The sequence below is a fragment of the Streptomyces sp. NPDC126497 genome, assembly GCF_040302425.1.
Taxonomy (GTDB): domain Bacteria; phylum Actinomycetota; class Actinomycetes; order Streptomycetales; family Streptomycetaceae; genus Streptomyces.
This window is the reverse complement of the sequence record NZ_JBEORT010000011.1, coordinates 60,859-73,469: the sequence shown is the minus strand read 5'-3', so window position 1 is coordinate 73,469 and position 12,611 is coordinate 60,859. Positions and strand designations below refer to the sequence as shown.

Below are 12,611 nucleotides of genomic sequence, written 5' to 3'. Positions count from 1 at the left end.
TGACATCCTGGCAGTTTCCTTCAGCGGATCCCCGGTTCCCGGGGATCACCTCCCAAAGGAGCGCACGTGCCCGACAGCAGCACCGGAAGCACGGGAAGCACCGCACGTCCGTCCAGACGCACCGTCCTCGCCGCGACGGCGGGCGTCACCACCGCCCTCGCGGCCGGCGGCGCCCACGCGGCCGCCGGCCCGTCCGCGCACGACGACCGGAGGCTGCGCGCCCTCGTCTCCCGTATGACGCTGGAGGAGAAGGTCGGCCAGCTGTTCGTGATGCGGGTCCACGGCCACTCGGCCACCGACCCGGACCAGGCCGACGTCGACGCCAACCTCGAGGAGATCGGCGTGCGCACGGCCGCCGAGCTGCTCGCCCGGTACCGGGTCGGCGGCATCATCTACTTCGCCTGGGCGCACAACACCCGTGACCCGCACCAGATCGCGGACCTGTCCAACGGCATCCAGAAGGCGTCCCTCGGCCTGGAGCGCGGGCTGCCCGTGCTGATCTCCACCGACCAGGAGCACGGCATCGTGGCGCGCGTGGGCGAGCCCGCCACCCTGTTCCCCGGCGCGATGGCCGTCGGCGCGGGCCGCTCCCGCGCCGACGCCCGCGCCCTCGGCCGGATCGCGGGCCGCGAACTGCGCGCCCTGGGCATCCGGCAGAACTACTCCCCCGTGGCCGACGTCAACGTCGACCCGGCCAACCCGGTCATCGGCGTCCGCTCCTTCGGCTCCGACCCGGAGGCGGTCGCGGACCTCGTCGCGGCGGAGGTCGAGGGCTACGGGTCGTCCGGCGTCGCCGCGACGGCCAAGCACTTCCCGGGACACGGCGACACGATCACCGACAGCCACGCCGAGCTGCCGTACATCCACCACACCCGCGAGCAGTGGGAGCGCCTGGACGCGCCGCCGTTCCGGGCGGCGATCGCCGCGGGCATCGACTCGATCATGACCGCGCACATCGTCGTCCCGGCCCTCGACGCCTCCGAGGACCCGGCCACCCTCTCCCGGCCCGTCCTCACCGGCATCCTGCGCGGGGAGCTGGGCTACGACGGGGTGGTGGTCACCGACTCCCTCGGCATGGAGGGCGTCCGCACCAAGTACGGCGACGACCGGGTGCCCGTGCTGGCGCTGAAGGCGGGCGTGGACCAGCTGCTCAACCCGCCCTCCCTGGACGTGGCCTGGCACGCCGTCCTGAACGCCGTGCGGGACGGCGAGCTGACCGAGTCCCGGCTCGACGAGTCGGTCCTGCGGGTGCTGCGGCTGAAGGCACGGCTGGGCCTGTTCGAGGACCCGTACGTCTCGCACGACGGCGTCGACCGCGCCGTCGGCACCCGCGCGCACCTGGCCGCCGCCGACCGGATCGCCGAACGCACCACCACCCTGCTGGTCAACGAGGGCGGCCTGCTGCCGCTGTCCCGGCGCAGGCACCCCCGGCTGCTGGTGGTCGGCGCGGACCCGGCCTCCCCGTCCGGTACGACGGGGCCGCCGACCGGGGTGCTCGCGGACGCGCTGACCGGGCTGGGCTTCACCGCCACCGCCCTGTCCACCGGCACGGCGCCGTCCGCCGCCACCGTCGCCGGGGCGGTCGCGGCGGCCCGGGACGCGGACGCGGTGCTCGTCGCCACGTACAACGTCGGCGCGGCGAGCGGCCAGAAGACCCTCGTCGAACGGCTCCTCGGGACCGGGAGGCCGGTCGTCGCGGTCGCGGTCCGCAACCCCTACGACGTGGCCCACCTGCCCGGCGTGGCGGCCTGCCTGGCGACGTACTCCTGGACCGACGTCGAACTGCGGGCGGTCGCGCGGGTGATCGCGGGCAAGGTGGGCCCGCGCGGCACGCTGCCGGTGCCGGTGCAGCGGGCGGACGACCCGGCGACGGTGCTGTACCCCGTCGGGCACGGGCTGAGGTACTGAGCGCACCCGGGCGCGCCCCGCCGGACGTGGCCCGCGTGCGTCACCCCTCCGGCGCGCCCTCCCTGATGGGGTGAAAGCCCACCCCACGTCCGGCGTGCCCCGGCGGATCGGGGCGCGCCGGACGGGAGTGTCCGGGGGATGACGATGCGCGTGGGAAGTGGGCGGGGGCCGCTCGCCGCGTCCGCGGCGGCGGTCGCGGTGCTGCTCACCGGCTGCCAGGCCGCGCCGGGCGGCGGCGCCGGAGAGGACGGCCGGGCGGGCGGGCTGCGCACGGGGACGGCGTCGTCGGCGGCCCCGCCGGCCGGGTACGGGGCGGTGTTCCTCGCGGTCGGCGAGTGCGGTTCCTCCGGCCGGGCCGACTTCACCGAGGTCTCCTGCCGCAGCGAGCGGGCGGCGGCCCGGGTCGTCGCCCGGCACGACGGGACCGTGCGCGACGGGCCGCGCTGTCCGGCCACCACCGACTTCGTGCTGCACATCGGCGAGCGGCGCCCCTCCGCCGACGAGGACGGCGACGGCGTGGTGGCGCGCGGTCACGCCTGCATGCGCCACCTCCGGCCGCCGCACCCCGGGGACCCGGGCGGCGGGGGCGGGCCGCGCACCGTCGTCGGCGACTGCGTCCACGGCCTGGACGACGGCAGGGTCCGCGAGACGGCGTGCGACGGCAGCGCCGAGCGGCAACCGGAGTTCGAGGTGACGAAGGCCGTGGACGACCGGTCCGAGTGCCCGGCGTCCACGGCCCTCTACGTCCGGCTGGGCGGTTCGTCACCGGTGGGCTGCGCCCGCCCGGTGCAGTCCCGCCCCGCCCCCGTCACGGGCGCAGCGTCCGCTCCCGCTCGACGTCCCGCTCGTCCAGCTCGGCGTCGAACCTCGCCAGCGGCTTCGCGGCCGCCGGGTTCTCCCGCACCGTGCTCGGCGCGACGCCCGCCCAGTCCAGGATGCGGGCCGTGGCCAGCGCCTTCTCCTCGGCGACCAGTCCGGCCACGTCCGCGCCGTGGTTCATGCCGGGCGCGGTGAACACGTACGAGTCGCGCGCGCCGTGCCCGAGGCGGAACGGTTCGGCGCCCCACGGGTCGTTCTCGCCGTACACGAACAGCATGTGCCGCGCGTGGTGGCGGACCCAGGTGTCGACGTCCCGCATGACGTGGGGCTGGAACCTCATGTCGATCGAGCGGGGCACGAAGTTGCGCGGCGGCTGGTAGCCGTAGCGGACGTACTTCTTCTCGATGTGCGGGAAGCGGACGGTCGGCGCGCCCAGCTGGGTGCCGGCCTGGTAGTAGTACGGCGTGTACGGGCTCAGCCCCTGGTCCGCGTAGGCCGAGAAGCCGACGATCGTGTCGATCGAGGTCCAGATCTCGTCGTCGGTGGCGTTCTTCGCGTCCGCCGGGATCCGCTCGCAGTCGGCGAGGGTGCTGTACTGCCAGAAGCCCCACACGTAGTCGAGGACGACGGCCTCGTACGCGCGGTCGAGGCTGCCGATGGTGTCGAAGGTGTGGCCGTTCTCGGCGGCGTACGCCCGGTACTTCTCCTCCAGCGGGGCCCGGCGCACCAGCGCCTCGCGCTGCACCGCGTTCAGCCGGTCGCGGCACTCCTCGGTGCCGACGGTGCGGAAGAAGCGGTCGTAGGCCGAGTCCTCCTTGTTCACCACGTCGTTGGGGGCGACGTAGGCGACGACGCCGTCCATGTCGTGCGGGTGGAAGCGCTCGTAGTAGGTGGCGGTCATGCCGCCCTTGGAGCCGCCGGTGGAGATCCAGTTCTTCGGGTAGATCCCCTTCAGCGCCGTGAAGACGCGGTGCTGGTCGCCGGCGGCCTGCCAGATGTCCAGCTTGGACCAGTCGGCCGGCTCGGGCCGGGACGGGGTGAAGAAGCGGTACTCCAGGGAGACCTGGTTGCCGTCCACGATCTGGGTCGGCTCCGCGCGGCGGGGCGTCGTGGAGACGCCGTAGCCGCCGGTGTAGAAGACGGTGGGCCGCGCGGTGTCCTTGTGCAGCACGGTGATCCGCTGCTGGAACGTGCCCCCGGCGGGCCTGCGGTGGTCGACCGGCTGCGTGTAGGTGAGGACGAAGAAGCGGTACCCGGGGTACGGCTTCTCCTCCACCAGGCTCATGCCCGGTACGGAGAGCAGCCTCTCCTTGATGTCAGTGGTGCCGGTGGCCTCCGGCCCGGCGGCGGTGGCCGCCCCGGCCGTGCCCAGCGTGCCTATGAGCACCGTGAGCGCCAGCAGCCATCTGAGCGCCTTGCGCATGCGCACTCCCCTGTGAGACAGATGTGCGCCGGAAGCTACTGGACCAACTCTCCCAAGCACCAGGGGACATGGGGAAAACCCTGTGTCGGCGCCGGGTCAGCACAGGATCCAGCCGGAGCTGACGGACCCGCCGCCGACCCTGCCCTTCACCCACACGCAGCGGTGGCCGGCGTGCACGGTCACCGGTCCCGCGTGGTGCTTGTAGGTGCCCTCGTCGACGACCGGGCGGCCCCCGCGCGCCCGTACGCTCACCGACATCTTCCGTCTGGTGCCGGGCTTCTTGGCGAGGGTGACGGCGCAGACGTAGCCGCCGCGTTTGTAGACGGCCACCGAGCCGGTGGAGAACGGCAGGGTGCGCACTTTGCGTCCGGCGCAGTACGCGGCGGCGTGCGCGTCGGCCGGCGCGGCGACCGCGAGCAGCCCCGAGGCGGTCAGCATCGCCAGACCGAGCGCGAGCCGCCGGCGTATCGGTCCACTGTCCACAGTCGTCCTCCCGTACCGCACCTGCCGCACCCGCCGCACCGGGCGGCGTACGCGTGTACGGACGCATGGCGTAGGCCGGATGGTTGCGTTCCCAGTCGTCTCACCACGGCGGGCGCCGCTCACGCCACCGCCGGCACGTCCTCCCCGACGAACGTCCGCCACAACGCGGCGTACGCGCCGTCGAGCCGCAGCAGTTCCTCGTGCGTGCCGTCCTCCGCGATCCGGCCGTGGTCCATCACGATCACCCGGTCGGCGCGGGCGGCGGTGGTCAGGCGGTGGGCGACGACGAGGGTCGTGCGGCGTCCGGCCAGCCGGTCGGTCGCCTGGTTGACCTGCGCCTCGGTGGCCAGGTCGAGCGCGGCCGTGGCCTCGTCGAGCAGCAGCACGTCCGGGTCGACGAGTTCGGCGCGGGCGAGCGCGATCAGCTGGCGCTGTCCGGCGGACAGGTTGCGCCCGCGCTCGGCGACCTCGTGGAGGTAGCCGCCCTCCAGGGTGGCGATCATCTCGTGCGCGCCGACCGCGCGGGCCGCCGCCTCCACCTCGGCGTCGGTGGCGTCGGGGCGGCCGTAGGCGATGGCGTCGCGGACGGTGCCCGGGAAGAGGTACGCCTCCTGCGGTACCACCCCGAGCCGGTGCCGGTACGCGGTGAGGTCCAGGTCCCTCAGGTCCGTGCCGTCGACGGTGACCCGCCCGCCGGTCGGGTCGTAGAACCGGGCGACCAGCTTGACCAGCGTGGACTTGCCCGCGCCGGTCTCGCCGACGAAGGCGACGGTCTGTCCGGCGGGAATGGTCAGGTCGATGCCGTCGAGGGCCTCCTCGCCGTCGCCGTAGGCGAAGTGCACGTCCTCGAAGGCGATCTCGCCGCGCAGGGACGGCACGCCGAGCGGCTTCCCGGCGGCCTTCGTGGAGGTCGGCTCCCGCAGCAGCTCCTGGATGCGGCCCAGCGAGACGGACGCCTGCTGGTAGCCGTCGAAGACCTGGGAGAGCTGCTGCACCGGCGCGAAGAACAGGTCGATGTAGAGCAGGTACGCCACCAGCGAGCCGATCGCCAGCGTCCCGTCGTCGACCCGGCCGCCGCCCACGACCAGCACCGCCGTGGCGGCGACCGAGGACAGCAGCTGCACGAACGGGAAGTACACCGAGATCAGCCACTGGCCCCGTATGCGTGCCTCGCGGTAGTCGGCGCTGCGCTCGGCGAACCGGCGCCTGCCGTCCCGCTCGCGGCGGAACGCCTGCACGATCCGCAGCCCCGACATCGACTCCTGCAGATCGGCGTTGACGCCCGAGACCCGCTCGCGCGCCAGCTCGTACGCCTTCACGCTGGCCCGGCGGAAGAAGTACGTGCCGACGATCAGCGGGGGCAGGGTGGCGAAGACGACGAGGGCGAGCCCGACGTCGAGGGCCAGCAGGGCGACCATGATGCCGAAGAAGGTGACCACCGAGACGAACGCCGTGACCAGGCCCGTCTGCAGGAACGTCGACAGCGCGTCGACGTCGGTCGTCATCCTGGTCGTGATCCGGCCGGTCAGCTCGCGCTCGTAGTAGTCCAGGCCGAGCCGCTGCAGCTGGGCGAAGATCTTCAGCCGCAGCGCGTACAGCACGCGTTCGCCGGTGCGTCCGGTCATCCGCATCTCGCCGATCTGCGCCGCCCACTGGACGATCACGGTGAGCAGGCCCAGCAGCGCGGCCGCCCAGACCGCGCCGAGGGCGGCCTGCGTCACGCCCTGGTCGATGCCGTGCCGGATCAGCACCGGCAGCAGCAGGCCCGACCCGGCGTCCACGGCGACCAGGCCGAGGCTGACGAGGAGGGGCGTGCGGAAGCCGCGCAGGAGGCGGCGCAGGCCGTAGGAGTCCTCGGGGCGGACGGCCTGCTCCTCGTCGACGTCGGGGACGTCGTCCGCCGGGGGCAGCGCCTCGACCTGGGCGAGGAGCTCCGGGGTGGCCGGGGTGCCGGCCAGCGCGGTGTCCTTGGGTTCGCGGTCGCCGGTCCACAGCCGGGGGGTGACCCCGCGTTCGGCGTCGAACTCGGCGTCCAGCTCCGCGCGGACCGAGGTGTCCCCCTCCTCCGGCTCCCGCGGTCCGGCGGGCGGGGTGTGGCCCGGGGAGACGGCGCCCAGCTCGTCGGGGTCGGTGAGCAGCTTGCGGTAGAGGGCGGAGCGCCGTTGCAGCTCGTCGTGGGTGCCGAGGTCGGCGAGCCGGCCGCCGTCGAGGACGGCGATGCGGTCGGCGAGGTTGAGGGTGGAGCGGCGGTGGGCGATCAGCAGGGTCGTGCGCCCCCGCATGACGCTCCTGAGCGCCTCGTGGATCTCGTGCTCGACGCGGGCGTCCACGGCGGAGGTCGCGTCGTCCAGGACCAGCAGGCGCGGGTCGGTGAGGATCGCGCGGGCCAGGGCGACGCGCTGGCGCTGGCCGCCGGAGAGGGTCAGTCCGTGCTCGCCGACGGTGGTGTCGTAGCCGTCGGGCAGCTCGCTGATGAACCGGTCGGCCTGGGCCGCGCGGGCGGCGGCGACGATCTGCTCCTCGGTGGCGTCCGGGCGGCCGTACGCGATGTTGGCGCGCACGGTGTCGGAGAAGAGGAAGGAGTCCTCGGGGACCAGGCCGATCGCGGCGCGCAGGGACCCGGTGGTCAGCTCGCGCACGTCGTGGCCGCCGACGAGCACGGCACCGTGGGTGACGTCGTAGAAGCGCGGCAGCAGCAGGGAGACGGTGGACTTGCCGGATCCGGAGGCGCCGACGACGGCGAGGGTCTCGCCGGGCCGGATCTCGAAGGAGAGGCCGTCCAGGACCGGCCGGCCGGGTTCGTAGCCGAAGGAGACGTCGTCGAACTCCACGGTCGCCGGGGCGTCGGCGGGCAGCTCCTTGGTGCCGTCGGTCAGGGACGGCTCGGTGTCGATCAGCTCCAGGACGCGTTCGGTGCCGGCGCGGGCCTGCTGGCCGACGGTGAGCACCACGGCGAGCATCCGGACCGGGCCGACGAGCTGGGCGAGGTAGGTGGAGAAGGCGACGAACGTGCCCAGCGTGATGTGCCCGTCCACCGCGAGCCAGCCGCCGAGCGCCAGCATCGCCACCTGGCCGAGGGCGGGGACGGCCTGGAGCGCGGGGGTGTACCGGGCGTTCAGCCGGATGGTGCGCAGCCGGCCCGCGTACAGCCGCCGTCCGACCTCGCGCAGCTTGCCGGTCTCCTGCTCCTCCTGCCCGAAGCCCTTCACCACGCGGACGCCGCCGACCGCCCCGTCGACCACCCCGGCCACGGCTCCCGCCTGGGCCTGGGCGTACCAGGTGGAGGGGTGCAGCCGGGTGCGGCTGCGCTTGGCGATCCACCACAGGGCGGGGGCGACGGCGAGGGCGACGGCGGTGAGCGGCAGCGACAGCCACGCCATGATCACCAGGGAGATCAGGAACAGCAGGAGGTTGCCGATGGTCATCGGCAACATGAAGAGCAGGCCCTGGATCAGCTGGAGGTCGCTGGTGGCGCGTCCGACGACCTGCCCGGTGGACAGCTCGTCCTGACGTCTGCCGTCGAGCCGGGTGATCGTGTCGTACATCTCGGTGCGCAGGTCGTGCTGCACGTCGAGGGCGAGCCGTCCGCCGTAGTAGCGGCGGACGTAGGTGAGGACGTAGACCACGAGCGCGGCGCCGACGAGCAGCCCGGCCCAGGTGGCCATGGATCTGGTCCTGTCACCGATGACGTCGTCGATGATCACCTTGGTGATCAGCGGGACCAGGGCCATGACGGCCATGCCGCCGAGCGAGGAGCCCAGCGCGAGGACCACGTCCCCGGGATGACGCCACGCGTATCCGGCCAGTCGCCGTGCCCATCCCCGTTGCGGTGTCACGCGGTGCCCTCCGATCGTCCTGATCTGCCGGAAGGCACCAACACCGGCGGAAGCGGATTTCATCCCTCCGCAGCACTCGGGTGACCGGCCCGGACACGGTGCGCGCCCGTCCCCGGCACACCCCGCTCGGCCGCGGGGGGCCGGCGGGGGTCTCGTCACGCAACCGCCACCTTCTCTTCACGCCCTGGATCGCATGTTCATGTCACTCTCTGCGGTATCACTCGGACGTCAACCCGCGTAGATCGGACGCCCCCATGCCCGTCACCCCCATACGCCGCCGCTGGAAGAGCCTCGCCCTGGCCACCTCGGCCGCCCTGGTCGGCCTCGCCGTCCCCGCGCTGAACGCGCCCTCCGCCGGCGCCGCGACCACCGCGTACGACGACACGTACTACGCCGACGCGCTCGGCAAGTCCGGCACGGCGCTCAAGGACTCCCTGCACACGATCATCAGCGACCAGACGAAGATCTCGTACTCGGCCGTCTGGAACGCCCTGAAGGTCACCGACCAGGACCCGAACAACAGCAACAACGTGATCCTGCTGTACTCGGGCGTCTCCCGCAGCAAGTCCCTCAACGGCGGCGACACCGGCGACTGGAACCGCGAGCACGTGTGGGCCAAGTCCCACGGCGACTTCGGCACCTCCACCGGCCCCGGCACCGACCTGCACCACCTGCGCCCCGAGGACGTCCGGGTCAACTCCGTCCGCGGCAACAAGGACTTCGACAACGGCGGCAGCGCCGTCGCGAACGGCGGCGGCAGCCTGACCGACTCGAACTCCTTCGAGCCGCGCGACGCGGTCAAGGGCGACGTGGCCCGCATGATCCTCTACATGGCCGTCCGCTACGAGGGCACCGACGGCTGGCCCGACCTGGAGCCCAACGACTCCGTGACCAACGGCAGCGACCCGTACCACGGCCGCCTCCCGGTCCTGAAGCAGTGGCACCAGGAGGACCCGCCGAGCGCGTTCGAGAAGAACCGCAACGAGGTCATCTACGCCTCGTACCAGCACAACCGCAACCCGTTCATCGACCACCCGGAGTGGGTCGAGTCGATCTGGTAGGCCGGACACCGGTTCCGGCCGGCACGGTGGCCGGTGCCGGGACCGGGGCAGACTTCCTCATGACCGACGCGAAACCGAACGCTCACACCCTTTCCGGACGGCTCCTCGCCGCACTCTGGACGCTGCGGCTCCTCGCCGCCTCGGGGGGATCGCCTCCCGGACCCGAGGAGTTCCTCTCGAAGAAGGTCCCAAAGCAGCTGCTGGACGAGGAGCTCTCCCACCTGGCGGACCGCCTCCTCCGGGCGAGGGAGCGGGGAGGCGAACCCTGGAAGGCCGCGGTGACCGTCCACCGCGAACTGCCGGACCTGCTGCCTCCGTCCCGCCTGCCCCACGACACCATGAGCCCCGCCGAGCAGGCGGCCTTCTCCGCGGGCTACGCCGAGCGTCTCGCCCACGACCGGAAGGAGTTCGGCGAGCTGCTGGACTGAGGCGATCAGGACTCCCCGGGCGGGCTCAGCCCCGCCCGGACCTCGGCGTACCAGGCGCGGGCCGCGGCGGTCTCGGGGTGGTCCTCGCCCAGGATCGCGGCCCGCTGCTCGGCCACCTCGCGCGCGCTCTCGGCGGCCTCCGGCCGCTTGCCCTGCGCGTACTGGGCGCGGCTGAGCTGGATGAGCACCCCGAGGACCAGGGGGTGGTCGTCCCCGTACCCGGCCCGCTGTCCGGCGAGCACCCGGCGGAAGAGGTCCTCCGCCTCGGCGCCCCGCCCTGAGCGCAGGAGCCCCCGCGCCAGCGCGTCGCGCGCCCACACGGTCACCAGGTGGTCGGGGCCGAGACGGCGTTCGCAGTCCTCCGCCAGTTCCCCGGCCGCTTCCACGTAGTGGTCGAACTCGTTCTGTGCGGCGCGGAGTTCCAGCATCTCGCAGCGGGTCTTGAGGGTGGCGACGTGGTCCTCGCCGAGCGCGTGGCGGCGACCGTCCAGGACCGCTTCCAGGAGCGTACGGGCCTGCCCCAGGTCTCCCAGGCGGTGCAGTACCCGCTGCAGTTCGTAGGCCGCGTCCAGGGTGCGCGCGTCACGGGGGCCGAGCGTGCGCAGCGCGTCCCGGTGGACCTGCCGCAGGAGGTCGGCGGCCTCGGCGTACCGGCCGAGCCGGAACAGGACGGGCCCCTGGCCCGACCGGGCCTCGACGGTCGCCGGGTGCTCGTCCCCCAGGTGCTCCGCGGCCGTCCTCGCGGCGGCGGAGGCCAGGGACAGCGCGGCGGTCCAGTCCCCCGCCTCGTACACCAGTCGCGCGACGCGCGCCGCGATCCGCACGGATTCCGCCGTCACCAGGCCGTGGCGGTGGGACCGGTGCAGCAGACCGGTCGCGTGCGGCGCCAGCAGCCGCACCTGGGAGCGGGCCCGCGGTGCCGCGGCGCCCTCCGGCGGCAGTGCCGCCCGCAGCAGCCGGCCCGCCGCTCCCGCCAGGAGCGCGCGCTGCGCGTCGGACACGCCTGCGGCGACGCTGTCCAGCAGGACCCCGTGGGCCTTCACGCAGCGGTGCCCGTCCGTCTCGACCAGGTCGATCAGCGAGTGGTCGAGGAGCGCGCGCAGGGCCGGCTCGACCCGTTCGGCGGTCAGCGGCGGATCGAGGTGTTCGAGGCCGTCGACCCCGCCCCGTGCCGCCGGCGTCAGCAGCGACAGCGGGACGGGATCCGCCGCCCAGAAGGACAGCAGCCGCAGCAGGGTCGTCGCCTCCGGCAGGCCGCCCTCCGCGAGGGTGTCCAGCGACAGCTGCCACGTGCGGCCCACCAGGTGCCGGGACGGTCCGCCGCCGGTCGCCGGCGCCCCCCGGTCGACCAGGGCCGTCGACTCCTCGCCCAGCCTCCGGTCGTACTCGTCCATGGTCCACGACTCCAGCAGCTGGTGGGCCAGGTGCGCCCCGGCCAGGGTCAGGGCCAGGGGCAGACAGCCCAGGCGCCGGGCGACCTTCCGTGCGGACTCCCGTGTACCCGCCTCCGGGGCCAGGTCGTGCAGGAGCAGGGCGGCGTCCTCCAGGGGGAGCACACCGATCCGGTGGCTGCTCACCCCCGGGGCGCGCCACAGCGGGGAGGTCGCGTGGCGGGTGGTCACCAGCACCGTGCCCGAGGGGCTCGGGCGCAGCCAGGCGCCTTCCTCCAGGATGCCGGGGTCGTCGGCGTTGTCGAGGACCAGCAGCCAGGGCTCCGCGGAGTGGTCCAGGTGGTGCCAGACCAGGTCGGCCGCGGCGCGCCGGCCGCCGGCCGCGGCGGCCAGTTCGCCGCCGGTGGCGCCGCGGTCGCCGGCGACGGCGAGCATGCCGGCGCGCAGCGACACCCGTTCGGAGGCGTTGACCCACAGGCCGACGCGGCCGTGGTCCCGTACGGCCTCGGTGAACAGGGCGTGGGCGACCGCCGTCTTGCCGCAGCCGCCCATGCCGTGCAGGACCTGGATGTCGCCGCCGGGGCCGGCCACGGCCGCCCGTAAGCGTTCCATGAGGTCGGTGCGGTCCCGCAGGACGCCGGGCGCGCGGCCGACCAGGGGCAGGCGGACGGAGTCGGGAGCGGCCGGCCGGGGTTCGGCCGGGGCCACCACGTGGCGTCCGAACAGCGGGGCCGAGCCCGGGGCGTAGTGGTGGACGTGTTCCTCGACGTACTGGTCGCCGCCGGTCTGGTAGACCCGGGCGCGGCCCGACGCGCGTCCCTCCATCGGCGGCGGCACGCTCATCGTTCGGTGATGTGCTGGTCGCGTCCGGCCTGGTAGATCCGGGCACTGCCCGACGCCCGGGCCTGCAGGCGGATCTGTCCCGGCCCCGGATCCTCCGGAACCGACGGGCTCAACTCGTCCAGGATGCGCCGCAGTTCGTCGGCGGCCTCCGGCTGGGCGAGAAGGAACCGCCGTACGCGGCCCTGCCATTCGGCGGTCAGCCCGGCCTCGGATCCGGTGTCGCCGGCCCGGCGTGCGAGGAGCAGGTCCGCACGGCCCGCTTCCAGTTCCTCACCGATGCCCTCGGCTCTGGCGGGCTGGAAACGGCGCCACAGGGCGACCATGCCGTCCCTCGCCGCTTCCCAGGCGTTCGTCGCCATCAACGCGACGACGGTCGTGCCCGCCGTCCCTGCCAGTGCGGCGATCTCCGGATCCACGGT

At 73.8% G+C, this 12,611-nt stretch carries 8 protein-coding genes and 1 pseudogene; 4 read left to right on the top strand and 5 right to left on the bottom strand.

Going from position 1 to position 12,611, the window contains the following annotated elements; translation table 11 throughout:
* Window positions 1-66 precede the first annotated feature (66 nt).
* Window positions 67-1,908: a glycoside hydrolase family 3 protein gene (locus ABTY20_RS08700; protein WP_351996242.1), complete on the top strand. Its 1,842-nt coding sequence runs from the start codon at window positions 67-69 to the stop codon at window positions 1,906-1,908.
* Window positions 1,909-2,052: 144 nt separating this feature from the next.
* Window positions 2,053-2,697: pseudogene (locus ABTY20_RS08695) on the top strand (LppU/SCO3897 family protein); the annotation flags it as partial.
* A 19-nt stretch (window positions 2,698-2,716) separates the two neighbouring features.
* On the opposite strand, the gene ABTY20_RS08690 reads toward ABTY20_RS08695, so the two are convergent.
* The 3 genes from ABTY20_RS08690 to ABTY20_RS08680 form a co-directional block, all read right to left on the bottom strand.
* On the bottom strand, window positions 2,717-4,150 hold the full coding sequence (locus ABTY20_RS08690) for a S28 family serine protease (RefSeq protein WP_351996241.1): 1,434 nt from the start codon (window positions 4,148-4,150) through the stop codon (window positions 2,717-2,719).
* A gap of 96 nt (window positions 4,151-4,246) precedes the next feature.
* Window positions 4,247-4,633 (bottom strand): hypothetical protein, encoded by a 387-nt coding sequence (locus ABTY20_RS08685; protein ID WP_351996240.1) that lies wholly within the window; start codon window positions 4,631-4,633, stop codon window positions 4,247-4,249.
* Between the two features lie 119 nt (window positions 4,634-4,752).
* Window positions 4,753-8,469, bottom strand: a complete 3,717-nt coding sequence (locus ABTY20_RS08680; RefSeq protein ID WP_351996239.1) for an ABC transporter ATP-binding protein — start codon at window positions 8,467-8,469, stop codon at window positions 4,753-4,755.
* A gap of 254 nt (window positions 8,470-8,723) precedes the next feature.
* Here ABTY20_RS08680 and ABTY20_RS08675 point away from each other — a divergent pair, with 254 nt between their 5' ends.
* Window positions 8,724-9,530: an endonuclease I family protein gene (locus ABTY20_RS08675; RefSeq protein ID WP_351996238.1), complete on the top strand. Its 807-nt coding sequence runs from the start codon at window positions 8,724-8,726 to the stop codon at window positions 9,528-9,530.
* A gap of 59 nt (window positions 9,531-9,589) precedes the next feature.
* On the top strand, window positions 9,590-9,958 hold the full coding sequence (locus tag ABTY20_RS08670; protein WP_351996237.1) for a hypothetical protein: 369 nt from the start codon (window positions 9,590-9,592) through the stop codon (window positions 9,956-9,958).
* A 5-nt stretch (window positions 9,959-9,963) separates the two neighbouring features.
* Here ABTY20_RS08670 and ABTY20_RS08665 read toward each other — a convergent pair whose 3' ends face one another.
* Both ABTY20_RS08665 and ABTY20_RS08660 read right to left on the bottom strand, forming a co-directional pair.
* A complete protein-coding gene (locus ABTY20_RS08665; RefSeq protein WP_351996236.1) occupies window positions 9,964-12,192 on the bottom strand; it encodes a tetratricopeptide repeat protein in 2,229 nt (742 codons plus the stop codon).
* Entirely contained in the window at window positions 12,189-12,608 is a 420-nt protein-coding gene (locus tag ABTY20_RS08660) for a hypothetical protein (protein ID WP_351996235.1), read from the bottom strand. The genes ABTY20_RS08665 and ABTY20_RS08660 overlap by 4 nt, the downstream gene beginning before the upstream one ends.
* Window positions 12,609-12,611 lie beyond the last annotated feature (3 nt).

Excerpts from the sequence above, each read along its gene's own strand:
- ABTY20_RS08690 (WP_351996241.1), bottom strand. The coding sequence starts at position 4,150 with ATGCGCAAGGCGCTCAGATGGCTGCTGGCGCTCACGGTGCTCATAGGC.
- ABTY20_RS08675 (WP_351996238.1), top strand. The coding sequence starts at position 8,724 with ATGCCCGTCACCCCCATACGCCGCCGCTGGAAGAGCCTCGCCCTGGCC.
- ABTY20_RS08670 (WP_351996237.1), top strand. The coding sequence starts at position 9,590 with ATGACCGACGCGAAACCGAACGCTCACACCCTTTCCGGACGGCTCCTC.
- ABTY20_RS08665 (WP_351996236.1), bottom strand. The coding sequence starts at position 12,192 with ATGAGCGTGCCGCCGCCGATGGAGGGACGCGCGTCGGGCCGCGCCCGG.